The sequence below is a fragment of the Flavobacterium sp. UBA7680 genome, assembly GCF_002482975.1.
Taxonomy (GTDB): Bacteria; Bacteroidota; Bacteroidia; order Flavobacteriales; family Flavobacteriaceae; genus Flavobacterium.
The window spans coordinates 215,792-240,654 of record NZ_DLHA01000017.1 but is presented as its reverse complement, the minus strand read 5'-3'; the positions used below and the strand labels follow the sequence as shown (position 1 = coordinate 240,654).

Sequence of the window (24,863 nt, the reverse complement as noted above, 5' to 3'; positions counted from 1 at the left end):
GTATTAAATTAAAAAGCAGCTTTTGAAATCTTTCAAAATGCTGCGTTAAAACCCTGTATTTTGAAATGAAAGCCTTTTACACAAACAACAACGGATTACTAGAAATACCAAAATGGACTCCAAACTGCTGGATCAACATTGAAGATCCATCAGAAACAGAAAAAAAATACTTACTAGAAGAACTTCAAATTCCCGAAGCTTTTTACAATGATATTGAAGATATCGACGAAAGACCACGTATCGAAATCGAAGACGGCTGGACGCTTATCATCATGCGCGTTCCAATAAAAAGTAACGACATCAAACTTCCTTTTCAAACCATTCCTCTGGGCGTAATTTTTAAAGACGATGTTTGCGTAACCATAACTTTTTACAAAACAGAAATCATACACGATTTTATGTTGTATTCACAACGCAAAAACATTCAGGTAAAAGATAATTGCGACTGGGTTTTAAGATTACTTCTTTCATCAAGTGTTTGGTATTTAAAATACCTAAAACAAATCAATCAGAAAATAAAACTGGCAGAAGATAATTTAGAGAAATCCATTAAAAATGAAGAATTACAAGCATTGCTTCAAATCGAAAAATGTTTAGTTTTCTTTATTACTTCATTAAAAGCAAATGATGTTTTGTTCCATCGCATAAAAAATCTAAGAGCATATAAAGCAAGCTACGACCTGGATTTATTAGAAGACGTCGAAATCGAATTAAGCCAGGCGCAGGATACAGCCAATATTTACAGTAACATCTTAACCGGAATGATGGATGCTTATGCTTCAGTAATTTCGAATAATATGAATAATATCATGAAGCAGATGACTTCGATTTCGATCATCTTAATGATTCCAACCTTAATCGCCAGTTTGTACGGAATGAACGTACCAAACGGCTTGGAAGAAAGTAAATACGGAATTTGGATTCTGCTTTTAGTCTCCGTAATCTTATCGACTTTCGGAGTCTTTTTATTCAAAAGAAGAAGATGGTTTTAAATTGAAATTTTACGATAATATAAAAGCCTGTTCATTACGAATAGGCTTTTTCGTTTTTATACTTTGGGCGTGACCGTCCCGAGATAAGAAGGCCAATATACTTTATGTAAATACGCCTTCTTATATCGGGACGGTCGGGCTATCCGCGCTACTTCGGTAGCCAGCTCCTATCCCTCACGCAGCACTCAGATAACAACAAATCCCGTTCCTACAAGGTTTTCAAAACCTTGTAGGTATGACTATGAATTTTAATTAAAATGTGTAGTCCCTACGAGACAAAAAATCGTGGTAAATGATTTAGCTACCGATATTTAATCTCTCCGAGATACTCCGTTAGGAGTTATATATCGGTAGTTATAATATTATTTCACAGGTAAAATATCCCGTAGGGATTATACATTTTCTGATTTAACAATTCATTCATTATGTCTGCGATTTAATTTAATTAAAATAAAACTCATTTTTTTATTTGTCAATTCAAAATAAATAATAACTTTGTAACGCAAAGTACTTTAATTATGAATCAAAAGCACCAAGAAGATTTAGCACATATTCGTTCCATGATGGAACGTTCTTCAAGATTTATATCGTTAAGCGGACTTTCAGGAGTTTTCGCGGGACTTTCGGCATTAATTGGCGGATTGTATGTTTATCAGCTTTTTAAAGTAAATGGAATCGAATATTTCACTGACGAACATATAATATTATCTGGCAGTTTAGTTTCAGAATTAATCTGGATTGGCGTAATAATTTTAGTTTGTGCCTTTGTATTCGGAACCTTTTTTACCGTTAGGAAAAGTAAAAAATACAATTTGCCAATTTGGACCTCTGCCACAAAAAATATGTTGTTTAATCTGGCAGTTCCACTTGCAGCAGGAGGGATATTTTGTTTAGCATTAATATATCACGGATATTACGGTTTAGTAGCGCCGTCGACTTTACTATTTTACGGACTAGCCGTTATCAATGCCGAAAAATATACATTCTCAGATATAAAATATCTAGGTTTTTCTGAGCTTTTGTTAGGATGTATTTCACTTTTTTATATTGGATATGGTTTAATATTTTGGATCTTAGGATTTGGTATCCTGCATATCGCATATGGATTGGTGATGTTCAAAAAATACAAATAACCCAATGGGAATTATTGATAAACTAAATAAAGATTTTGAAAGCCGTGTCAGACTGGGTATTATGTCCGTTCTGATGGTTAACGACTGGGTAGACTTTACCGAGATGAAAACACTTTTAAATATCACCGATGGTAATTTAGCAAGTCATTCCTCTGCGTTGGAGAAATCTGAATACATCGAAGTTAAGAAAGAATTTGTTGGCAAAAAGCCCAAAACATCTTATCAGGTAACGCCGCTAGGCCGCGCAGCGTTCAAAGAACACCTTTCTTATCTCGAAAAATTAATGAAATCCTAATAACTATATTTTTTTACCTAAAAACTTTGAATCGCAAAGTACTTTTAAAATTAAAATCATGAAATTGCCGATAGTGTTTTTACAATTAGCAGATAAGGCAATTACATTTTTGACCAATAACAAATAAAAATCTACAAAAATGAAAAAACATCAAATTATTTTAGCTTGTACAGCGGTTTTTATACTGCTTTTTTACAATGAATCTGTCGGAATCAATATCTCTATTTTTGGAGTAATACTCACTCTGTTAATTAGTTATTTCTTTCAGGAAAAGTTTGTAAACAGATCACATCTTGTTTTGGTAATGACTTCTATTTTGTCTTGTTTCGCCTTTGCGTGGTATGGAGATGCCGCTTCATTTTTTGCTTTAGCATTATCAATTCTGTTTTTACAATTTAAAACGCAGGATGGAGAACTTAAAATCGTTCAGATTTTTCCCTTAATATTCCTAAACGGAATTACTACAATAGGGCGTATTTTTATATTTAGTCAATGGCTTCCTGAACGAAAAATACACAATGATTTTGCTAAAAAACTAGTAGCGTTTGTAATTATTCCGGTAATATTTCTTGGATTATTTTTTATCGTTTATTCTTTCGGGAGTAATCATTTCTCTTCATTATTTACTGATTATACATTAGATATCAATCTGCCTCAATTAATCGCTATGTGCATTTTGGGATTTTATATCTCATTCAGTTTTTGGAATTACTGGGTTCCGGATGTTTCTTATCAGTTCAACCCAAAACTAAACAATGAATTCACTAACATTTCTGAAGTAAAAAATCAAAGTACATTTTCATTTTTAGATTTGGATTTTGAAAGAAAAAGCGGCGTGATCACATTATTTATGTTGAATATTATGCTTCTAATTTTCATCGGAACATATAATTACGAGCAATTTTTTGAAGTAGTCGAAAAAACAAATTTAAGTGCAGATACACACGAACGTGTAAATGCAGTTATATTTTCAATTTTAATGGCAGTTGGCGTAATCTTATTTTACTTTAAAGGCGGATTTAATTTTGATGAAAAAGCAACAACATTAAAAAAACTGGCAAAAGTATGGATTATATTAAATGTAGTTTTAATTGTAAGTGCCATCGTTAAAAACTCAGAATATGTTTCTTTCTATGGTTTAACATACAAACGTCTCGGAGTTTATGCTTTTTTAATTTTGGCTATTATCGGTTTAGTTTATTCTTTCTTGAAGATCACGAAACAAAAAACCAACGCCTATCTTTTCAACCAAATGATTTGGTATTTCTACGGAACAATATTGATATGCAGTTATGTAAATTGGGGAAATTTAGTAACCAATTATAATATTTCGGTAAACAAAGGAGTAGAACCTGTGTTTTTAAGCGGATTAAATTTTAATGATGATGCACGAAGAGAATATCTTTCAAAAAATAATTTAGATGGAAAATATCCAGAAGCGGTAAGAGAAGAATTAATTTCAAATTATCAAAATGCAGGTTTTTTATCTAAGGCTTTGTATTATGAATTTTTAGATAATAAGAAATAAATTAAAAAGTCCCATTTGAAATTTCAAATGGGACTTTATTTAATTGTTATCACCTCTTTTTCTAAATCGGGGATCGTGCTTTGAAATAAATGTTGTTCTTCGATTCGAACTTTGACTTGGAGCTTCAACTTTAGGAAAACTCGCTTCTTCCGTTTTACTCGAAGGCTCAATTAACTGATTTAATTCTTTAATTTCAGCATCGGTTAAATCGCGGTAACGCCCAACCGGAACATCCAAAGAAATATTAATAATTCGGATACGTTTAAGTGCCGTTACTTCGTAGCCTAAATATTCAGACATTCTTCTAATCTGACGGTTTAAACCCTGAGTCAAAATTATTTTAAAAGTGTATTTACTAATTTGCTCGACTTTACATTTCTTGGTAACCGTATCTAAAATCGGAACACCATTTCCCATTCGTTGTATAAAACGATCTGTAATAGGTTTGTTAACCGTAACCGTATATTCTTTTTCGTGATTGTTTCTGGCACGTAAAATCTTGTTTACAATGTCACCATCATTCGTCATAAAAATTAATCCTTCACTCGCTTTATCCAATCTTCCAATTGGGAAAATACGTTTCGGATAATTGATATAATCCACAATATTATTTCGGACTTCTAAATTAGTGGTGCATTCGATTCCAACTGGTTTGTTGAAAGCTAAATAAACCATTTTTTCGTGCTTTTCCACGATTAACTTTCCGTCTATGCGTACTTCATCATCTGGCGAAACTTTAGTTCCCATTTCCGGCACAGCGCCATTTATTGTTACACGTCCTTCTTCAATTAATTTATCGGCTTCACGACGAGAACAATATCCCGTTTCACCAATAAATTTATTAAGACGTTTAAGATTTTCTTCCATACTGCAAAAGTAGGCAAAAAAATGATTTTAGATTTTAGAATTCAGATTTTAGATTTTTCAAAAGCTTTGAACTAAAAAAAACTTAGAATCTTAGCAACTTAGAACCTCAGTACCTTAATTAAGAATCATGAAAAATCGAACTATCCTCTGGAGTTTCTTTTCTTTCAAACATTCCGTAATCACGCACAACGGTTGCAATTCGTAAATGATAATCTTTGAAAACTTCATTTCTACCTTTTGCCTGCGCAGCGCGATGCATTTCAAGATTTCTCCATTGCTGAATACTCTCTTCATCCCTCCAGAAAGATAAAGACAAAACTTTTGAAGGATCAGAAAAACTCTGAAATCGTTCTATCGAAATAAAACCTTCAATATGGTCTAATTCAGGACGCAGACTTGCAGCGATATCAAGATATTCCTCTTTTTTTCCTTCGTTTGGAATCACTTCAAAAATTACAGCTATCATATTTTTATTTTTTTTATTGTAATGAAACCCAGATTGTTTTTGGTAATCGGGCATTAATCATTGGTTCGTATTGAATATTATTTTCTAAAATTTTTACGGTTTTAAATTCATTAAATAAAAACCATAAAGCTTCGGCAGCTAAATGAATGGAGAAATGTTTTGCCAGGCACATATGTCTGCCAGTTCCAAAAGTTAGGTTTTCGGCATTGTTATTTCTTTCCATATCAAAATTGGACTCCTTTTCAAACTTTTTCGGATCTCGATTTGCGGATGCAAGTACGACTAAAATCGAGTCATTTTTTTTAATTTGGCTTTCGCTGATAAAAATATCTTCGACAGCAATTCGTCTTGTATTATGAATGGGCGGATCAAAACGCAAAGTTTCAATAACCGATTTTTCAATTTCCGTTTTACTGGAAAAAGTTTTATGATTAAGAATCTGCAATAATGAATTGCTCAAAATTCCCCTTCCGGCATCAAAACTCTGAATAAATAATCCAATTAAATTACTAATACTTATTGTTTTAATTTCGCTGAGCGAAAGAGAATTTGATTCTGAAATTTTGGTTAGGATAGATTCGTAAAAATACAATGAAGAAAGCTGTTTTTCGGCAATTGAAAAGATTTCTGGCGCAATTTCATTTATATATTTTATCTGTTCTTCTGTTTTCTGCGAAAGCATTATTTTAACTAAAGATTCCATTTGGTTTGAAATAAAATCACAATCCTTTTCTTCAAAACCAAAACTTTTCAAAACAACTAAAATGGGCAGTTTTTTGCAAACCGAATTTACCCAATCCATTTTATTTTCGACTAAATTACTTTGTATTAATTGAGAAATAATTGAATTAATATCGACTAATTTCATCTTTGAAAATAATAACATCGCGATTTCTTTTGAAATTTCATGCGAAATTCCGTTTGATAATCGTGTCAGATTATTTAAAATTTCTAATGCCGTTTTATTCAGTTTTTGTTCGTTGTCTGGATTTACTGGCGGAATCTCAGCTTTAGGATTTTTTAAAATTGAAACACAATCTTCATACGAATAAATCGCCCATATTTTATTTGTTTCATCCCAAAAAACAGAGTTGTTTTTGAGCATGTTTTTATAGATCGAATAGGGATCGGCAGTATTAGATTGAAGAAATAAAGCAGAAGTCATATGGAATGTTTTTAGCAAAGTTATTTAACTTTACAAAGCAATAGTTCATTCTGTACTTAACTATCGATATCTAAATGGAAGATCAATTTATAAAAACGGCATCTTTAATTGGCGACCCAACGCGCGCTTTAATTCTGTGGACTTTAATGGACGGAAGAGCTTTTACAGCGACAGAATTAGCAGTCAGCGCAAATACTTCGCCGCAAAATATAAGTATGCATTTAGGAAAACTTCTCGATGCCGATTTGCTTTGTGTAGAAAAACAAGGACGTCATAAATATTATAGATTTTCGAATAAGGAAGTTGCATACGCGCTTGAAGCAATGGCAAACATAGTTCCGAAACCAGCAGTTTCTTTAAAAAATAAAACAGAAAATTATCCTCCAATAAAATTCTGTAGAACTTGTTACGATCATTTAGCCGGAAAAATTGGAGTTGCTTTAACGGATAGTTTATTGGAACAAAAAATAGTTGTAGAAAAAAACAATGCGTTTGAAATTAGCAAGGAAGGAGAAAAATGGTTTTCTGATTTTGGAATTAATTTAGAAGAAGCGCAAAAACAAAAGCGAATATTTTTAAAACCTTGTTTAGATTGGAGTGAACGAAGAAATCATATTGCCGGTTCAGTCGGAACTTTGCTTTTCAACAAAATGATAAAGGAAGACTGGCTCAGAAAAACCGTTAATTCCAGAGCAATTACTATTACCGGAAAAGGAGAGAAGGAGCTGTTTAAGTATTTTAAAATTGTTGTTTAGACAATTTAGACTTCTTAGATTGTTAGAATTTTAGATTTTTCCTTAACATTTGTCATTCCGAGGAACGAGGACACGAGCGATAGTGAATTGGCGAAGCAATCTTCGCAAGAAACTCCGTTCCTAAAATCGCCAATCTTGATCGAGCTACTTGTGAGCCCTTCGACTTCGCTCAGGATGACAAAAATGCGGTCTCAGTAAGAGAAACCTCTGAACCTTTGTCTCTTTGTTACTTTGAACCTTCAAAAAGAAACTCAATCACCTTATCATACAACTCATCATCATGCATTCCGTGGCCTAAACCTTTGGTTTCAATAAACTGACTATTTTTCCAATTGCTGGCTATTTTTTTTCCTTCTTCAAAAGCGACGATTTTATCTGAAGTATCATGCGCAATGAAACCAGGAATAGTAAATTGAGATGCAAATTTTTGCCCTGAAAAATCTTCCAGTTTAAAGTTGAAGCGATTTATAAATTTGCTTTCTAAAAGAGGTAACATTTTGGAGTTCAAACTTAGCATTGAAATGTAATTATCAATCAAAGTTTTTAAATCAGAAGGAGCGCCAAGAATAACCATTTTATTGATGCTCGTATTCGGAAATAAATATTGATGATAAACACAGGCCGCACCGCCAATAGAATGCCCAATAATAATTTCAGGCTGATATTTTTCTACGGCTTTATTGATGAATTCGGCATAAAGCGGAACATTAAATTCTTTTCCGCTGCTTTGTCCGTGGGCAGGAGCGTCAATTGCAATAATAGTACTTCCTGATTTTTGTAAATGCGGCAATGTTTTTTTCCAGCGCGCAGCATTACTTTCCCAACCATGAACTAGTAAAATTTTGGTTTCATTTCCTTTCCAGATATAGGTTTGAAAATGATGTTCGTTATGATGGAAAGTTTCTGTTTCGGTATGTCTTAAAACTTTTGGAAGTGTTTCTTTTTGCAGTCTTCCAATTCTCGGCTGGCTAAAAAGTGCATAAGAAAGTTCAAGAGCTTTTTGCGGACGCACATAACTCAAAAAGTTAATATAAGATCCAACTGATTTTAATGTAATAAAACGAATTCCTTTTTTAATTCCCAAAACTTAAATTTTTTTCTAAAGGTAAAAAATGTTTTGCCACAGATTAAAAGGATTAAAAAGATTTTATTCAGCGTAAGAATAATTTAATCTGTGTTAATCCTTTTAATCTGTGGCAAAAAAATATGCAAAAAAAAAGTCCCGATTAAATCGGGACTTGATATTTAGAATTTTGAGAACAATTGTTCCATTTTTTCTTTTTCTTCTTCAGCTAATTGAGTGTCAACTAAAATTCTTCCAGAGTGCTCATCAGTAATGATTTTCTTTCTAGAAGCGATTTCAACCTGAGTTTGTGGTGGAATTGTAAAGAAAGATCCTGCAGAAGCACCTCTTTCAATAGAAACTACAGCTAATCCGTTACGAACACTGCTTCTGATTCTGTTGTAAGCAGCTAATAATCTGTCTTCGATTAGAGCTGAAAATTCAGCTGATTTCTCAGATAAGAAGATTTCTTCTTTTTGAGTTTCAGCCATAATAGCGTCTAATTCAGATTTTTTATGTTTTAAATGAGAGCTTTTAGCATCAAGTTTTTCTTTTAAATTAGAAATAACTTCTTTTTTATGCTCGATAGAAGCTTTCATTTCTTTGATTTGCTTTTCAGCTAATTGAATTTCTAATTCCTGAAATTCAACTTCTTTAGTCAAAGAATTAAATTCTCTGTTGTTACGAACTGATTCTTGTTGTTTTGTGTATTTCTTGATAACCTCTTTATGCTCCTCAATAGCAATTTTCTTTGCTTTGATTTGCTCCTCAATCACTTCAAGTTCACTTTTCAGTTTCTCTGAACGAGTGCTCAAACCTGCAACTTCATCTTCTAAATCTTCAACCTCTAAAGGAAGTTCTCCTCTAACGTTTCTGATTTCGTCAATTCTAGAGTCAATAAGCTGTAAATCATATATTGCTCTTAACTTGTCCTCAACACTTAATTCTTTCGTATTCGTCATATTCTATAAGTACTTAACTGGATTTGTATTTTCTTCCGATAAAATGATCGCAAAATTAAGAATTTTTTTTCGAAGATAATCAACAATATAGTTTTTTGTATAGCGTTCGCTCTCAAAATGACCAATATCGGCCAAAAGTAACTTGTTTTCTGCTTCATAAAACTGATGATATTTTAAATCAGCAGTTAAAAAAGCATCGGCTCCAGCCTGAATTGCATTTTTTATGGCAAAGCTTCCTGAACCTCCCAAAACGGCTACTTTTTTTACTTTTTTTCCTGTAAAGGCAGAATGACGAATGCCGCGGGCAATCATAATTTCTTTTATGTGCAGAAGAAATTCCTTTTCATCCATTTCATTCTCCAATTCCCCAATCATTCCTAAGCCAATATTTTGATGTGAATTTTGCAGATCGTAGATTTCATAAGCCACTTCTTCATAAATATGATTCGTTAAAAGCGCTTTTAAAATTTTAGATTGTAAATGCTTCTCAAAAATAACTTCGATTTTTATTTCTGTTCCGGTATGTAATTTTCCTTTTTCTCCAATTGTTGGATTGCTTTTTTCATTTCCTTTAAAAGTGAAAAAACCTTCAGAATTAAAACTGCAGTTATCATAGTTTCCGATAGTTCCTGCGCCGGCTTCGAACATTGCATTTCGAACTTTTTCAGAATTATCATGAACAGTATAAGTTACTAATTTTTGTAAAAATTGCTGTTTTGGAATTAAAATTTTGGTGTTTATTAAACCTAGAGTATTACAGAAAATGTTATTAACTCCCTGCGGATGATTATCTAAAGCGGTATGTACGGCATAAATAGCAATATCATTTTTAATTGCTTTTAAAATAGCTCGCTCGACATAGTTTTTGCCGGTAATTTTTTTAATTCCAGAAAATAAGATAGGATGAAAGCAAACTACGAGATTGCAATTTTTAGTTATGGCTTCTTCAATTACATTTTCTAATGCATCATGACAAACTAAAACTCCGTTACTTTCGTTTTCCGGATTCCCCACTAAAAGTCCCACATTATCAAAATCTTCTGCATAGGCGAGAGGCGCCATTTCTTCTAGTACGGTTATGATGTCTTTGATTTTCATTTTTTTATTTTGTTTCAAGTTTCAGGTTTCAAGTTTTTTGACAACTGAAACCTAAAACAAATTAACGAAAAAAACTACTTCAATAAAACTATACTTGATTAGAAGATGCTCCAGATTGTTCTGTGACTTGATTTACATTCTATAAACGAATGGTTTACTTTTTGTATCTTTGTGTTTAAATCAAGAACTATGAAAACGCTAACTGTAAAAATAAACGAACGCACTAAGATAGGGAAAGCTTTTATCGCCATGTTTGATAGTTTTAAAGGGTTTGATGAAATTGAGATTATTGAAACAGATTCAAAAAAACTTAAAGAGGAAAAAAGTCCCTATAATCCTGAATTTGTAAAAATGGTATTAGAATCAGATAAAAGAGGTGATTATAAAGAGGTTGATCCAAAAGATGTATGGGGAAGTTTAGGCTTAAAATAGAAAAATTAGCGGAGTCACATTTAAAAAAACATTTCAAAGCAGGTAATCAGGCTAGTATCAAAAAAATTAATCAGATTTTAGAAGAGCTTAGTGAAACACCTTATGAAGGTGTTGGGAAACCAGAAGCATTAAAATATGGATTAAGCGGGTTTTGGTCTAGAGAAATAAATTCTAAAGATAGAATTATATATAAAGTCCAGGAAGATATTGTAACCGTATTTGTAATTTCTGCAATGGGTCATTATTCAGATAAATAATTCTATGAACTTACTTCGAAAAATACTTTTTCCCTTTGCCATTCTATACGGATTCATTACCAGCATTCGCAATTTTCTTTTTGATAAAGGAATTCTAAAATCAACTTCTTTTAATGTTCCGGTTATTGCGGTTGGAAATTTAAGTGTGGGCGGAACTGGAAAAACTCCACAAATTGAATATTTGATTCGGTTATTAGCTGATAAATATAAAGTGGCGACTTTAAGCCGGGGTTATAAAAGAAAATCGGAAGGTTTTGTTTTGGCAGATGCAGCTTCAAATGCTGAAATTCTGGGCGATGAACCTTTTCAGTTTTATCAAAAATTTCCAAATGTTCAGGTTGCGGTTGATGCGAATCGAACAAACGGAATCACACAATTGCTTTCGCAGAAAGAAAAACCTCAGGTAGTTTTATTAGACGACGCTTATCAGCATCGAAAAGTAAAAGCTGGATTTTATATTCTGCTGACTTCTTATGGCGATTTATATGCAGATGATTTTATGCTGCCAACAGGAAATTTAAGAGAAAGCCGAAGCGGAGCCAATAGAGCTAATATTGTTGTGGTTACTAAATGCCCAAATAATTTATCGGAAGAAAAACAAGAAGAGATTCGTTTAAAGTTAAAGCTAAATTGTTCGCAGCAAATCTTCTTTACTTTTATAGATTACGATACTGTAATTTATGGTAAAAATGAAAAGATTACTGTGGATGAAATAAAATCAGAATCAAAGTTGCTTTTAGCCGGAATTGCAAAACCAAAACCATTTTTTGATTATTTAAAAAATGAAAATGATGAATGTTTGACTTTCCCAGATCATCATCATTTTTCTGATGCCGATTTAGATTCCATTCAAAATAAAGCAAACGGAAGAAAGATTATTACAACTGAGAAAGATTATGTTCGTTTAAAAGATTCGAAACTGGTTTCTCAATTGTATTATCTGCCCATAAAAAGCACATTCATCAATCACCAGCAAAATTTTGATGTTTCGATTTTACAGTATATAAAAGAAAACTCAGAATCTTAGAAAATCAGCATCTTAGAAGCTTTGTGCTAATCAAAAAACTTAGCAATTGTACTGTAAAATTCGTCAGGAACAAAAGGTTTTGTAATTACATCGTTCATTCCAAAAGATAAAAGCATATCTCTGTTTTCGTCAAGCGAAATAGCCGTCAATGCAATAATAGGAGTTGTTTTATCGAAATCCCTAATGTGCTGCGTTGCAGTAGTTCCGTTAATTCCAGGTAAATGAACATCCATTAAAATCATATCAAAACGTTTCACTTTTAAAAGTTCAACTGCATCTTCGCCATTGTCGATAATTTCACAGGTAATCATTTTGTTTTCAAGCATTTTACGCGTAATCATTTGATTGATTTTGTTGTCTTCAATCAGTAAAATAGACTTGTGTTTTAATTGTTTGTCGTTATATGGTTTTTCTTCTGTAACAGCTTCCAAAGGTTCGTTATTAATTTTAAAATTTAATTTGAAAGTAAAAGTTGATCCTTTGCCAACTTCACTTTTTAGTTTGATTTCGCCTCCTAAAAGTTCGATTAATTTTTTTACAATAGTAAGACCTAATCCTGTACCTCCGTATTTTCGGTTTACTTCGATAGAACCTTGCGAAAAACTTTCGAAAACGGTTTGAAGTTTATCTTCGGGAATACCAATTCCGGTATCGACTATTTCAAAATAAACGGTTGCATTTTCATCTTCCTGCCCAAATAATTTAGCAATTACATTCACATTTCCGTTTTGGGTGAATTTTAATGCATTATTAATCAGGTTTAATATAATTTGAGATAATTTGGTTGGGTCACCAATTAAATTGTCTGGAATTGCATCGTCTATTTCTAAGTTAAAATAGTTTTTATTAGCCGTTGCCAGTTCTTTTAAAGAGCTTTGAATATTAAAAAGCAATTCTTTTAAATTAAAACTAATGTTTTCGACTTCCACTTTAGTCGAGTCGATTTTATTAATTTCAAGAATTTCGTTTATAAAAGTAGTAAGATAATTTCCGGAGAATTTTAGAGATTCTAAGTATTTTAGCTGTGCTTTTTTCGGGTTATCTTCAAGAAGTAAATGTGTGATTCCGTTAATTGCATTTAGCGGTGTCCGCAGTTCGTGACTTACGGTTGATAAAAATTCTGATCTTGCTTTTGAGGCTTTTTCGGCTTTGTTTTTAGCCAAAATAAGTTCTTTGTTTTTTTCTCTTAAAAGTAAATTATTCTGATTACGAATAATATTGTTTTTGTATAACGCCAGACTCAAAAGAGATAGAATCGAAATTAAGGCAATCGCTAAAATGCTGACTAATTTAGAATAACGATACGTTTTAAGCTGGATTTTTTCTTCACTTTCCCGCTTAAGTGTATTGTTTAAAGTTTGATTTTTTTTGAATTTTTGAAATTCGTTAAAATCTATTTTAGCATTTTTTAGTTTTAGAATATAATTTTCTAATTGATAATGTTCATCTAAGTAAGAATAAGCTAAATCAAAATTTTTGCTTTGTTTGTAATATTGACTTATCGCTAAAGTTATTTTTGATTTCTGCGTAAGGTCATTTGTCTTCTCGGTATAATCAAGCGCTTTTTCAAAATAAACCATGGCAGAATCATTCCGCTTAAGCTGCGTTTCAATTAATCCCAGTTGATAATAAGTATCACTTTTAGTTTTTAAGATTAATGGGTTATCTGGCACCCTGATAATTTTGCGGAAGGTTTTGGTCGCCTGATAGAAATTTTTATTGGTTTTATATGCAATTGCTTTTTGATAGTCTAAAATTTCAGAACTATCAACAATACCAAGCTGTTTTAAAAGTTTTTGAGCTTTTGCATAATAAACGTCTGCAGTTTTATAATCGCCTTTTGCGGTGTTTACAGCGCCAATATATTGTAATGCTAAGATTTTGGTACAAGTTGGTTTTACGCTGTCAAAGGAAGAAACACTTTTGTGAAAGTTTTTTAACGCTTCGTCATACTTCCGCTGATTGTAGTAAATTTTCCCAAGCTTAAAAGTTTGGTTGGCTAAATTTTCGGGAATGTTATTCGTCTCGCAAAAATCAATTGATTTTTTAGTGTAAAAGACAGCTTCATTGTACTCTTTACTATTCAGTTTTTTATTAGCCAGTTTATTATAATAGGAAACACTATCTGTATTCTGTTTGATTTGAGAATACAAAAATGAATTAAAAAAACAAACAACAGATAAAAGATAGTACTTCATGTATGGCAGTGCATTTACAATGAATTCTTATGTTCTTCTTATCAGTAAAATCAAATCAATTAATCTTGATGAATAGCCAATTTCATTATCATACCAACCCACAACTTTTACCATTTTGTCAATGACAGAGGTTAATTGTGCGTCGAATAAGCACGAATGTGTATTGCCAATTATATCAACAGAAACGATAGGATCTTCTGTGTAATCTAGTATTCCTTTTAAATTTGTTTTTGAGGCTTTTTGAAATGCAATGTTAATTTCTTCAATCGTAACAGCACGTTTAACATTGAACGTGATGTCTGTTAATGAGCCATCGGGAACCGGAACACGAATGCCGCAGCCTCCGATTTTCTCATGCAATTTAGGAAAAATTTTTGTTAATGCCTTAGCTGCACCCGTAGTTGTTGGAACAATTGACTGACTTGCCCCTCTGGCCCTGCGTAAATCCTTATGTGGCTGGTCATGAAGACTTTGGTCTGTCGTGTAAGAATGTATCGTTGTAATGTATGCTTGCTCAATTCCGCACAATTCTTCAATGATTTTAATCATCGGAGCGGCGTTGTTTGTTGTACAGCTCGCATTTGAAACAATATTTTCTGTTCCGTCTAATATATTTTCATTAACTCCAAGAACTACTGTTTTAATAGTATCAACTTCTGATGGTGCAGAAACTATTACTTTTTTTGCTCCGGCTTCAATATGTGCATTAAATTCTTCATGCGTTTTATACTTTCCGGTCGATTCAATTACAATATCTATCGAATGGCTTTTCCAGTCCAGATTTGAAATGCTTTTTTCATGAAAAAATAAAATATGTTTTCCGTCTACAATAATTCCTGTTTCATCATAACTTACAGCAAAAGGAAGAACTCCATGTATACTGTCGTATTTTGTTAAATGCGACATGGTTTTGTTATCTGCAATATCATTAATTGCAACGACTTCAATTTCAGGATGATTTATAAGAAGACGGAATAAATTTCTTCCAATTCTTCCAAAACCATTAATAGCAATTCTTGTTTTCAATGTTTTGTTTATTTGTTGAATCATTTAACCGTTTAATCGGTTTGACAATTAAACGATTAAACAATTAAACTTTTTATAAAATATGTTTTTGTGCTTTGTATGAAGAACGAACAAGCGGTCCGCTTTCTACATGACGGAATCCTAATTCAAGACCAAATTTTTCGTATTTGGCAAATTGCTCAGGAGTAATAAATTCTTTTACAGGTAAATGTTTTTTACTTGGCTGTAAATATTGTCCAATAGTTACAACATCAACATTTGCATTTCGTAAATCAGTCATAGTCTGGAAAACTTCTTCTTCGGTTTCACCAAGACCAAGCATGATTCCAGATTTGGTTCTGTTTATTCCTTTTTCTTTTAAATAGCGTAAAACTTCTAAACTGCGATCATATTTTGCCTGAATACGAACTTCGCGTGTTAAACGACGAACGGTTTCAACATTATGAGAAACTACTTCAGGATTTGCCTCAACAATTCTGTCAATATTTCTTTCAATTCCCTGAAAGTCCGGAATCAAAGTTTCAAGAGTAGTATTTGGGTTCATTCTACGGATTGCTTTTACAGTTTCTATCCAAATGATAGAACCTCCGTCTTTTAAATCATCTCTGTCAACACTTGTAATTACAGCATGTTTAATATTCATGATTTTTATAGAACGAGCTACTTTTTCAGGTTCGTCCCAATCTACCGTTTCCGGGCGTCCGGTTTTAACACCGCAAAAACCGCAGGAACGGGTGCAGACATTTCCTAAAATCATGAAAGTTGCAGTTCCTTCTCCCCAGCATTCTCCCATATTTGGGCAGCTTCCAGAGGTGCAGATCGTATTTAAGCTGTATTTATCAACTAAACCACGTAGTTCAGTATATTTTTGTCCAATTGGTAATTTTACCTTTAACCATTTCGGTTTTGCAGGTGGTATGTTTTCAATGACTGTTTCCATATATCATAAATCTGAACACAAAGATACGGAATGTTGTTTATTTGATGATGCTAATTTGCTTTTCGTTTACTTTTCATATCTCCTAATATTATTTAAGATTATGAAGCTTAAGTATTAATAGTTTGATTATAAATATGTTTTAAGCTTATCTTTTTAATTTTTACTTAAGATTTTGATATTTAGCCTGACTTTTTTAAAATTTCAATTTTAACCTTAATCTGCTGCAAATTTGCCTTTTTTAGACAATGGAGGATTTTTGCTGTAATATTTTTGCTATTAATTTAATAATAGTTTAGAAAGACATGAAAAAGAAATTTATTGTATTAGGAATTTTATTGACAGCTTTTAGTTTTACAAAAATGAATGCACAGATACTTTCAGATAAAGTTATGGGAGCTTTAGGTAAAGGTGTTTCAGGATTTACTTTCAGCGATGAAGATGCTGCTGCTTTAGCAAAAGAATCAATTGCTGAAATGGATGCCAATAATCCCGTTGCCGCAGTGACAGACGGATATTCAATTCGTTTAAATCGTTTATTTGGAAAACACACTTCAAGTGAAGGAGTTACTTTAAATTATAAAGTTTACTTAGTAAAAGATATTAATGCTTTTGCCTGTGCAGATGGAAGTGTTCGTGTATTTGCAGGTTTAATGGATATTATGGATGATAATGAATTACTTGCCGTTATTGGACATGAAATAGGTCACGTAGTTAATCATGATACAAGAGATGCTATTAAAGCAGCATATAAAAAAGAAGCTTTGTTAGATGCCGCTTCATCACAATCAGGAAAAATTGAGACACTTACAGGATCTCAATTAGGAAAGATAGGAAGCGCAATGATCGACAGCAAACACAGTAGAAAGCAAGAATCTCAAGCAGATACGTTTTCGTATGATTTCATGAAAAAAAATGGCTATGATGTGAATGCAGTGGAATCAGCGTTTAGAATTTTGCAAAATTTAAGTGAAAGTGCAGAATCATCTTTTATTACCAAGATGATGAGTTCACATCCGGATTCTGGCAAAAGAGCCGATGATGCTAAAAAAAGAGCCGAAAAAAATGGTTTGTATAAAGCTTATGTACAGCAGAAAATTGTAAATACGGCACCTGCAAAAACAACAACTAAAGCACCTGCCAAAACAACTGCTAAAAAAGCAACAACAAAAAAGAAGTAATTTTTGTATAAAAGTAAAACCGGTAATTCTGCAGAATTTACCGGTTTTTTTTTGATCGTTATGTCAGAAACACCTACAATATTGATAAATAGCTCGTTTAAAATTCATATCTTTAATTTGTTAAAAAAATAAACTTTGTGTGAAATGAAATAGCATTATGTTATTTACATTTGTTGTTAAATTGTAATTATAAAAACATGAAAAAAAGATTTATAATAGTAGGACTAATATTTACAGCATTTGGTTTTACAAAAATGAATGCACAGATTAATTTTGGTGAAAAGGCGATAGGAGCAGTTCAAAAAGGTGTGGCAGCTTTCACTTTAACAAATGCAGATGCAGCAGCATTATCTAAAGAAGCGGTTAGAAAATTAGACTCTACCAATCAAGTAGCGCCAGCAACTGATGGTTATACTTTGCGATTAAACAGAGTATTTGGAAAACATACAGCAGGTGATGGTTTTACTTTAAATTATAAAGTATATAAAGTAAAAGAAGTAAATGCTTTTGCAACCGCAGACGGAAGTGTTCGTGTATATTCAGGATTAATGGATATTATGGATGATAACGAATTATTAGCTGTAATTGGTCACGAAATTGGACACGTTGCTAATAATGATTCAAGAGATGCAATGCGTGCGGCTTACCAAAAAGAAGCTTTAATTGATGGAGCTTCATCACAATCGACAAAAATATCTGCAGTTACAGATAGCCAGTTAGGGAAAATTGGAAGTGCTTTAATTGATAGCAAACACAGCCGTAAACAAGAAACAGAAGCTGATTTATATTCTTATAACTTCTTAAAGAAAAATGGTTATAATGTAAATGCAGAAGAATCTGCTTTTAGAATTTTAGCTAAAATGAGTGAAGGTGCAGAAGCGTCATTTATTGATCAAATGATGAGTTCGCATCCTGATTCTAAGAAAAGAGCAGATGATGCAAAAGCAAGAGCTGAAAAAGATGGAGTTTACAAACCATACGTTCAGCAAAAAATTGACAATACAGTTCCTAAAAAGACAACAACGAAAAAAACGACTACAAAGAAGAAAAAGTAGTTTTTGATATAAAGTAAAAACGGCAGATTTAAATCTGCCGTTTTTTTATTTCTAAATTAACCTAAAACATGATGTGCCAAAACTTTTTGCACATCGTATACGTTTACAGATTTATTGAATTGTTTTACAATACTTGGATTTAATTCGCTTGAAACCCAGATTTTCAATTCTGCATCAAGATCAAATGTTCCCGCAGTTTCTACACTAAAACGAGTAATGCTTTTGTAAGCAATAGATTTATATTCAGTTTTGCTTCCTGTTAATCCTTGAACATCAACTAAGATTAATCTTTTATTTGTGAAGATAAAAGTATCGCGAATAAGTTTAAAACCCATTTCAATTTCTTCGTTATCTGTTAAAAGCTGACCGTATTTTTTAAGTAAATCTTCCTGACTTACTGTACCGGCATTGCCCATAAGAGCTGAAAATATTCCCATTTTATTGTTTTTAAAAGTTGATTAATTGTCTCCGTTTTTTAATTAATGTAAAAGTAATCGATTTTGTTAATTTTTAGCAATTGCTTTTAGATTTAAAAAAAGAGGAGTCAATATTAGAGAAAATAAAACAGAGGAAATTACAGAAACTACTAAGTGTCCATATTGTTTTGGGTTTAATCCTATCGCAAATCGAAAGACTAAAATAATAAGTGAAAATAAAACAAGACAAATCCAATAGTTTTTATTTACAGGTTTTGTTGAAGTATTATCTTTTGGAAGTTTAGAAAAAGCAAATAAAATAATCAACCCGCCAATAAAAGTGCTTAAGTGCTGTACAGCTTTAAAAATTGGAATTTTTAGATGAGAAATAGAAATGGAATCATGAAATAAGGCAATATGATTTACAAAATAGCCATGTTCATGTGTAAAGCTATCCCAAAAAAGATGTGAAGCAGTTCCAATTAAAATTGATATTACTACAATAATCCAATGTTGTTTGAAATACCTGTTCCAATTAAATTGGTTAAAAGTAAGAACTCGTGATCGAATTAATTCGGGTAAATTCTGGAATAATTGATTTTTAACAATGTTGTGAAATGTAAATGCTAGTAGAATTGCAAGCGGCAGATCAAACCAAAAAACACCATCAATACTATGGCTGTAATGACTTTCTACTCTCATTCTAATAAAGTACTCAAAATCTGGAGTCATACTTCCGATGATAAGTCCAGTTAATGAAAACCATTTTTTAGGTAAATAATTTAGAGGCAGAACTATTGCGGGATGGGCAAATGTAAAAGGCATTTTTAACTTATAAATTAATGATAAAGATATGTCATTAATTAAAACCATAAAAAAAGCAGAACCTAAATTCTGCTTTTCTTTTTCTATATTTTATTTTTATTCAGTTTGTCCTGTTTGTATTGTTATTGGAAGATTGTACGCTGTACGAACTGGTTTTCCAGCTAATATTCCCGGAACCCATTTTGTTCTTAATGATTTTAAAACTCTAACAGCTTCTTTCCCCATTCCAAATCCTGGATCGTTTTTAACTACAATGTCTGTCATTGTACCGTCTTTTTCGATTACAAATGAAACATACACACGTAATACTTTTTCTGCATCCAATTCTGGTTTTGTAAAATTGTTACCCACATAAGTATAAAACTTTTTAATTCCTCCAGGGAATTCTGGTAATTTGTCTAAAACGGCTACGTTAACAATTGTAGTTCCAGTTTCTCCCGTATCAACAATTGCAGGTTCTCCGCCAGTATTTCCAGGTACTGCATTTACTACAGTTCCTTCCGTTCCATTAGCATTATCTACATGAGGAGTATTGTCCACATTAGCTGCGATAGTTTGTGTTGCCTGATCTGTAGGTACTATAACCGGATTTGTTAATTGAGTTGACGTTACTGGTGCTGTTGCTGCCGGTGGCGTTGATTTCATTGGTGGGGCAACAGGATCCTTTGTTTTTGGAACCACTATTGGATCAACATCAGTTAAAGTAAGAGGTGTAATAGGAACAGGCTCCTCAATGGGATCAATTGTTCTAAATTTATTAAGCAACATCGATACACTTCCTATGGCAGTTAGTAACAACAAGGCCATAAATAGAGCCGTAACTGTTGTTTTAGAATTTTCCTGGCGTAATTGGTACGCTCCGTATTCTTTGTTTTTGTTTTCGAAAACAAGGTCGATCCACTTGTTTTCATAGATGCTTAATTTAGTCATGATTTTTGGATTTTAAGGTTAAGTAACTTTAAATCATACGCGATAGTGAATTGGGTTTAAGCAAACAACGTAGAAGTTGTTGTTTTAGTGTGTGAATAAATTATTTTTTTAAGAAAAAATATGATTATATCTTATTCTTTTCTTAAAGATAATAAATTATCTATTACGTTCAATGATTTCTGCCAATAATTTTTTAGCACGAAGTAATTTTACCTTTACGTTGCTTAGAGGCTCATTAATTTTGTCAGCAATTTCCTGATAGGACATTTCCTGAAAGTATCGAAGGTGAATTACTTCCTGATAATGGGGTTTTAATTCTTTGATGCATAAAAGCAAACGGGAGAGGTTTTGCTCTTTAATTAATGCATCTTCGGCAGATGGAGTAGTGTCGGCAATATTGTATGCCTGTTGGTCTTCAGTATCAGTGATTTCTATAAAAAGATTGGTTTTCTTTTTACGTAATAAATCAATATAAACATTTTTTGCAATGGCAATTAACCAAGTGTTAAACTGAAATTCCGGGTTATAAGAACCTATTTTATCAAAAGCTTTTGAGAAAGTTTCAATGGTGATATCTTCTGCGGTAGTTTCATTTTCTGTACGTTTAAGCATAAAGCCATAAACTTCATTCCAGAAATAATCTAATAAAAAAGTAAAGGCGACCTGGTCACCTTTTTTTGCTTTTTCTATTTTAGAATTTATTTCCAATATACAGGTTTTGAAAAAATATTAGTTATAAAGATATTAATTTGTGTTACAATTAGCACAATTTCTAATACTGGAAACCAAATTTTAATATCATTTTCTTTAAGTTTTCCTGCAGAAAAACCAATCACAGTCCAAACTACAGTATAACGAGTTGCTAAAATTGCTACAACAGCAATCCATTGAAATTGAAACGCCAGCAGAATTATAACTGATAAAAAGAAGAATAATTGTGAGAAAAAGAAAAGTCCCAATTGAAATTTATCAAAAAACTTATAATGTTCAGCCGTAGAAACGTGTCTTCTTTTTTGTGTAAACCAGTCTTTAAAAGATTCTTTTGGTTTTGAATATGTAAAACTTTCAGGCGCATACGATACTGTAGTATTCAATTTGGTTGCAGCCTGATTGATAAATAAATCATCATCGCCGGAACGAACCTGAATATGATCAATAAAACCATTTACATTAAAAAACTCATCTTTTTTATACGCTAAATTTCGTCCAACTCCCATATATGGAAGTCCGGCTTTTGCCCATGAAAAATATTGAACAGCAGTTAATATGGTTTCAAAACGAATAATTTTATTTAATAAAGAATTTTCTATTTTTTCATAACCTCCATAACCTAAAACAATAGTTTTTTCTGTATCAAATTGCGAAGTCATTGATGTAATCCAGTCTTTTGAAGTTGGATAACAATCTGCATCAGTAAATAATAGGTATTCTTTTTTTGCTGCTTTGATTCCTAAGGTTAAAGCGTATTTTTTATTTCCCCAAAAAGCTTCATTATTTTCAACTTTAACCAAGCGAATGTTCGAATATTTTTGCTCAAATTCTTCAAAAACTTCAAGCGTTTCATCGCTTGATGCATCATCAATTAAAACAATTTCAAAATCAGGATAATTTTGCTCTGCTAATAAAGGGATAAATTTCTTTACGTTTTCTTCTTCATTTTTTGCACAGACAATAACAGAAACCGGAATATTCTTTGGCGTAACTTCTTGAGGTTTAGCAAAAGCAAATTTTCCAAAAATTCCTAAATAGTAGAAAAGCTGAATAAAAACAATGGCACTAAAAAAGTAAAGTAAAATTATAAGCATATGGTTTTAATGTCTGTTAATGTTCCAAATTTTGCGAGAACAAAGGTAGTTATGAATTCCTAATTTTCAATGTTTAATATCAATTTACTTTCGGCACTTTGACATTTCTTTTGCAATAGCAATAGACTGAGGGTTTTCGGTTTTTTCTAATTCCGAAATTATGTTTTTATAATTATGATCGTCGCGGTTTTGAGACAATTTTTTGGTAGACTGAATTTCATCTATTTCTATTTCAAAACCAAAAATTCCTCTGGCTTCTCGCATGGTTTTTACAGATAAATCTTCAACACGAACAGGATTTTCAGAATTAGCTTCGTATTTGTCAACAAGCTTTTTTAGCTGTTCTACAGTTGAGGTGTAATCTACAATCTTGATTCTTCCGTAAACATGTACAGCTATATAATTCCAGGTTGGAACATTTTCATGATCGTACCAAGAAGATGAAATATAACTATGCGGACCTGTAAATACAGCTAAAACCTGATCGTTTTCTGCAAAACCTTCAGCTTGCGGATTCAGTTTAGAAATATGTCCCTGCAGAATTTCTTTTCCATCAGCATTAATTTCCAGTTCTATCGGAATATGCGTTGCGCATAATTTTCCGTTAGTCTGATTGATCAGAATTCCAAAACTATTCTCTTTTAAAAAAGTTCTGATTGATTCCGGATCTTCATCTTTATAGAGTTCAGGTGTATACATTTTGAGAATTTATTTCAAGATTTCTTCGTTGCTGCATTCACTTCAGCATCAATATAAATTCTTGAAGTTTTCAAAACGAAGATAAAGATTTGCCGATAATTCAAAGGTACTTTCTATAACTTTTTCGGTTTTTGAGGTGTTAAATTATAAGGAAGAATTTTAATCACCAATCTAAATTTCAGTTCATTTTTTTTGAGTTCAAATAAATCTGAATTACACTTAGGTATAAAATAGTAACTCCAATAAAAGTAAAAATTATTCCTTCAATCAAACATTGTGTTCCAAAATCATCAGAGCAAAAGGTTCTGATGGGACGGAATAATTGAGATATCATTTCTTTTCTGAAAAACTTAAGTCTTAATAGAATATACAATACAATTGCCACTATAATTGTATTTAGGGACGAAAGTTTGCTCTTCCAATTTACAAAAGCAAGTACGCAGATTCCTATTAATGAACCTAAAAATATCCAAACGTATACACTAGGCCAAAAGTTAAAAACGCCTTCGTTTGTAGGTAATAATTTGTTCCAATATTGCGAATGTTGATATTGCGAATGTGTTTCTGCCCAGATGATTTTTTCAGATACGGTGTAAAATCTAAGCTGCAGAATACCATTAATCAGGAAAATCATTCCGAATATTTGGAGTAAAATAACTTTGATATTTAATTCTTTCATTAAGGTGTGGTTGGTAAGCTAGTAAGGTCTGAGTTTTTTTAAATCACATTGACTTCGGCTTCAATTTGGATGCCAAAGATTTCAAAAACGGTTTGCTGCACTTGTTTTGAAACCGCTAAGATTTCCTGACCCGTTGCATTTCCGTAATTGACTAAAACCAAAGCCTGATTTTTATGAACTCCCGCATCGCCAAAACGTTTTCCTTTAAAGCCTGCCTGTTCAATAAGCCATCCTGCAGGAACTTTTACTTCGGTTGGAGAAACTTCGTAAAACTTCATTTCAGGGAATTTTTGATGAATTTTTTCAAAATCAGATTTCAATAAAATAGGGTTTTTAAAGAAACTGCCGCTGTTTCCTAATTCTTTAGGATCAGGTAATTTGCTTTGCCTGATAGCAATAACAGCGTTGCTTACATCTTTTAAAGTAGGTTCAGAAACATTGTTTTTAGCTAATTCAGCCAAAATATCTCCGTAAGATGTATTGATTTTATGATTGCGTTTTGTCAATTTATAGATTACCGAAGTAATAATAAATTGATCTTTTACTTCATGTTTAAAGATGCTTTCGCGGTATCCAAAATTACATTCAGTATTGGCAAAAGTTTTTATTTGCTGCGTTTCGATGTTGATTGCTTCGCAGGAAACAAAAGTATCTTTAATTTCAGTTCCGTAAGCACCAATGTTTTGAACTGGAGTTGTACCGACATTTCCGGGAATTAGAGACATATTTTCTAATCCGCCAAAATTATTGTTGATTGTCCAAAGCACGAAATCATGCCATGTTTCACCAGCCTGACTTTCAACCCAAACAAAATCATCGTCTTCCTTAATGATTTTTTTTCCTTTTAAATCGATATGGATGACCAAAGCATCAATATCTTTTGTTAACAGCATATTGCTACCGCCGCCAAGAATAAATTTCTTCTCGTTTTTGTTTTCTTCTAAAATAGTTTTCAGTTCTTCAACAGAATGTACTGCGGCAAATTTTTTGGCTTTGGCTTCAATACCGAAAGTATTGTAGTTTTTTAAAGAAAAATTGGATTGGATATGCATGTGTAAAAGGCTTTTTAATC

General features: G+C 32.2%; 27 protein-coding genes. 10 read left to right on the top strand and 17 right to left on the bottom strand.

All coding sequences use genetic code 11. The features are described from left to right. The first annotated feature begins 65 nt into the window (after positions 1-65). The 4 genes from B3C18_RS03635 to B3C18_RS03620 all read left to right on the top strand — a co-directional run bounded on the left by B3C18_RS03635 (position 66) and on the right by B3C18_RS03620 (position 3,948). Positions 66-992 (top strand): magnesium transporter CorA family protein, encoded by a 927-nt coding sequence (locus B3C18_RS03635; protein ID WP_291142530.1) that lies wholly within the window; start codon positions 66-68, stop codon positions 990-992. 518 nt (positions 993-1,510) lie between these two features. Continuing rightward, positions 1,511-2,125 (top strand): hypothetical protein, encoded by a 615-nt coding sequence (locus B3C18_RS03630; protein WP_180860757.1) that lies wholly within the window; start codon positions 1,511-1,513, stop codon positions 2,123-2,125. A 4-nt stretch (positions 2,126-2,129) separates the two neighbouring features. Beyond that, on the top strand, positions 2,130-2,420 hold the full coding sequence (locus B3C18_RS03625; RefSeq protein WP_053472423.1) for a winged helix-turn-helix domain-containing protein: 291 nt from the start codon (positions 2,130-2,132) through the stop codon (positions 2,418-2,420). Positions 2,421-2,559: 139 nt separating this feature from the next. Further along, on the top strand, positions 2,560-3,948 hold the full coding sequence (locus B3C18_RS03620; protein WP_291142524.1) for a DUF4173 domain-containing protein: 1,389 nt from the start codon (positions 2,560-2,562) through the stop codon (positions 3,946-3,948). Between the two features lie 39 nt (positions 3,949-3,987). Here the strand turns inward: B3C18_RS03620 and rluF are convergent, their stop codons facing one another. From rluF to B3C18_RS03605, 3 genes are all read right to left on the bottom strand, one after another. Then, complete coding sequence (gene rluF, locus B3C18_RS03615; protein WP_180860753.1) at positions 3,988-4,815, bottom strand: 23S rRNA pseudouridine(2604) synthase RluF; 828 nt, start codon at positions 4,813-4,815, stop codon at positions 3,988-3,990. 118 nt (positions 4,816-4,933) lie between these two features. Further along, positions 4,934-5,281: an antibiotic biosynthesis monooxygenase family protein gene (locus B3C18_RS03610; protein ID WP_180860750.1), complete on the bottom strand. Its 348-nt coding sequence runs from the start codon at positions 5,279-5,281 to the stop codon at positions 4,934-4,936. Between the two features lie 13 nt (positions 5,282-5,294). Next, positions 5,295-6,446 (bottom strand): cytochrome P450, encoded by a 1,152-nt coding sequence (locus tag B3C18_RS03605; RefSeq protein ID WP_291142516.1) that lies wholly within the window; start codon positions 6,444-6,446, stop codon positions 5,295-5,297. Between the two features lie 74 nt (positions 6,447-6,520). On the opposite strand from B3C18_RS03605, the gene B3C18_RS03600 reads away from it, so the two are divergent. Further along, entirely contained in the window at positions 6,521-7,201 is a 681-nt protein-coding gene (locus tag B3C18_RS03600; RefSeq protein WP_291142513.1) for an ArsR/SmtB family transcription factor, read from the top strand. 226 nt (positions 7,202-7,427) lie between these two features. On the opposite strand, the gene B3C18_RS03595 is transcribed toward B3C18_RS03600, so the two are convergent. From B3C18_RS03595 to B3C18_RS03585, 3 genes are all read right to left on the bottom strand, one after another. Further along, the gene (locus tag B3C18_RS03595; protein ID WP_291142510.1) at positions 7,428-8,285 is read right to left on the bottom strand and encodes an alpha/beta fold hydrolase; all 858 of its coding nucleotides are present in this window, start codon (positions 8,283-8,285) and stop codon (positions 7,428-7,430) included. A 161-nt stretch (positions 8,286-8,446) separates the two neighbouring features. Continuing rightward, positions 8,447-9,226, bottom strand: coding sequence for a zinc ribbon domain-containing protein (locus B3C18_RS03590; RefSeq protein WP_291142507.1), 780 nt, complete (start codon positions 9,224-9,226; stop codon positions 8,447-8,449). 3 nt (positions 9,227-9,229) lie between these two features. Further along, positions 9,230-10,324 (bottom strand): Nif3-like dinuclear metal center hexameric protein, encoded by a 1,095-nt coding sequence (locus B3C18_RS03585; protein WP_291142504.1) that lies wholly within the window; start codon positions 10,322-10,324, stop codon positions 9,230-9,232. Between the two features lie 189 nt (positions 10,325-10,513). Between B3C18_RS03585 and B3C18_RS03580 the strand changes: the two genes are divergently transcribed. From B3C18_RS03580 to lpxK, 3 genes are read left to right on the top strand one after another with little or no spacing between them, the layout of a single operon-like run. After that, positions 10,514-10,756, top strand: a complete 243-nt coding sequence (locus tag B3C18_RS03580; RefSeq protein WP_291142500.1) for a DUF2683 family protein — start codon at positions 10,514-10,516, stop codon at positions 10,754-10,756. Continuing rightward, positions 10,732-11,013 (top strand): Txe/YoeB family addiction module toxin, encoded by a 282-nt coding sequence (locus tag B3C18_RS03575; protein ID WP_091496383.1) that lies wholly within the window; start codon positions 10,732-10,734, stop codon positions 11,011-11,013. Before B3C18_RS03580 ends, B3C18_RS03575 begins: the two co-directional genes overlap by 25 nt. A gap of 4 nt (positions 11,014-11,017) precedes the next feature. Then, positions 11,018-12,040 (top strand): tetraacyldisaccharide 4'-kinase, encoded by a 1,023-nt coding sequence (gene lpxK / locus B3C18_RS03570; RefSeq protein WP_291142495.1) that lies wholly within the window; start codon positions 11,018-11,020, stop codon positions 12,038-12,040. A 26-nt stretch (positions 12,041-12,066) separates the two neighbouring features. Here lpxK and B3C18_RS03565 read toward each other — a convergent pair whose 3' ends face one another. From B3C18_RS03565 to lipA, 3 genes are all read right to left on the bottom strand, one after another. Further along, on the bottom strand, positions 12,067-14,238 hold the full coding sequence (locus B3C18_RS03565) for a tetratricopeptide repeat-containing hybrid sensor histidine kinase/response regulator (protein WP_291142492.1): 2,172 nt from the start codon (positions 14,236-14,238) through the stop codon (positions 12,067-12,069). 27 nt (positions 14,239-14,265) lie between these two features. Next, positions 14,266-15,264: a type I glyceraldehyde-3-phosphate dehydrogenase gene (gene gap / locus B3C18_RS03560; RefSeq protein ID WP_291142916.1), complete on the bottom strand. Its 999-nt coding sequence runs from the start codon at positions 15,262-15,264 to the stop codon at positions 14,266-14,268. A gap of 73 nt (positions 15,265-15,337) precedes the next feature. Beyond that, positions 15,338-16,204 (bottom strand): lipoyl synthase, encoded by an 867-nt coding sequence (lipA, locus tag B3C18_RS03555; protein WP_073486544.1) that lies wholly within the window; start codon positions 16,202-16,204, stop codon positions 15,338-15,340. 302 nt (positions 16,205-16,506) lie between these two features. On the opposite strand from lipA, the gene B3C18_RS03550 reads away from it, so the two are divergent. Both B3C18_RS03550 and B3C18_RS03545 read left to right on the top strand, forming a co-directional pair. Beyond that, positions 16,507-17,382: a M48 family metalloprotease gene (locus B3C18_RS03550; protein WP_291142488.1), complete on the top strand. Its 876-nt coding sequence runs from the start codon at positions 16,507-16,509 to the stop codon at positions 17,380-17,382. A gap of 197 nt (positions 17,383-17,579) precedes the next feature. Continuing rightward, positions 17,580-18,437, top strand: coding sequence for a M48 family metalloprotease (locus tag B3C18_RS03545; protein WP_291142486.1), 858 nt, complete (start codon positions 17,580-17,582; stop codon positions 18,435-18,437). A gap of 56 nt (positions 18,438-18,493) precedes the next feature. Here the strand turns inward: B3C18_RS03545 and B3C18_RS03540 are convergent, their stop codons facing one another. From B3C18_RS03540 to murB, 8 genes are all read right to left on the bottom strand, one after another. After that, positions 18,494-18,874 carry a PH domain-containing protein gene (locus tag B3C18_RS03540; protein ID WP_012022332.1) on the bottom strand — a complete coding sequence of 127 codons (381 nt, stop codon included), beginning with the start codon at positions 18,872-18,874 and terminating at the stop codon, positions 18,494-18,496. A 66-nt stretch (positions 18,875-18,940) separates the two neighbouring features. After that, positions 18,941-19,678 (bottom strand): DUF4184 family protein, encoded by a 738-nt coding sequence (locus B3C18_RS03535; RefSeq protein WP_291142480.1) that lies wholly within the window; start codon positions 19,676-19,678, stop codon positions 18,941-18,943. A 96-nt stretch (positions 19,679-19,774) separates the two neighbouring features. After that, positions 19,775-20,608, bottom strand: coding sequence for an energy transducer TonB (locus B3C18_RS03530; RefSeq protein ID WP_291142476.1), 834 nt, complete (start codon positions 20,606-20,608; stop codon positions 19,775-19,777). A 156-nt stretch (positions 20,609-20,764) separates the two neighbouring features. After that, positions 20,765-21,316: an RNA polymerase sigma factor gene (locus B3C18_RS03525; RefSeq protein WP_056200936.1), complete on the bottom strand. Its 552-nt coding sequence runs from the start codon at positions 21,314-21,316 to the stop codon at positions 20,765-20,767. Continuing rightward, on the bottom strand, positions 21,307-22,413 hold the full coding sequence (locus B3C18_RS03520; protein ID WP_291142467.1) for a glycosyltransferase: 1,107 nt from the start codon (positions 22,411-22,413) through the stop codon (positions 21,307-21,309). Before B3C18_RS03520 ends, B3C18_RS03525 begins: the two co-directional genes overlap by 10 nt. A gap of 84 nt (positions 22,414-22,497) precedes the next feature. Then, positions 22,498-23,112 (bottom strand): FMN-binding negative transcriptional regulator, encoded by a 615-nt coding sequence (locus B3C18_RS03515; RefSeq protein WP_291142458.1) that lies wholly within the window; start codon positions 23,110-23,112, stop codon positions 22,498-22,500. Between the two features lie 178 nt (positions 23,113-23,290). Then, positions 23,291-23,791 (bottom strand): hypothetical protein, encoded by a 501-nt coding sequence (locus tag B3C18_RS03510; protein ID WP_291142454.1) that lies wholly within the window; start codon positions 23,789-23,791, stop codon positions 23,291-23,293. A 38-nt stretch (positions 23,792-23,829) separates the two neighbouring features. Then, positions 23,830-24,843, bottom strand: coding sequence for a UDP-N-acetylmuramate dehydrogenase (murB, locus tag B3C18_RS03505; protein WP_291142451.1), 1,014 nt, complete (start codon positions 24,841-24,843; stop codon positions 23,830-23,832). Between the last annotated feature and the right edge of the window lie 20 nt (positions 24,844-24,863).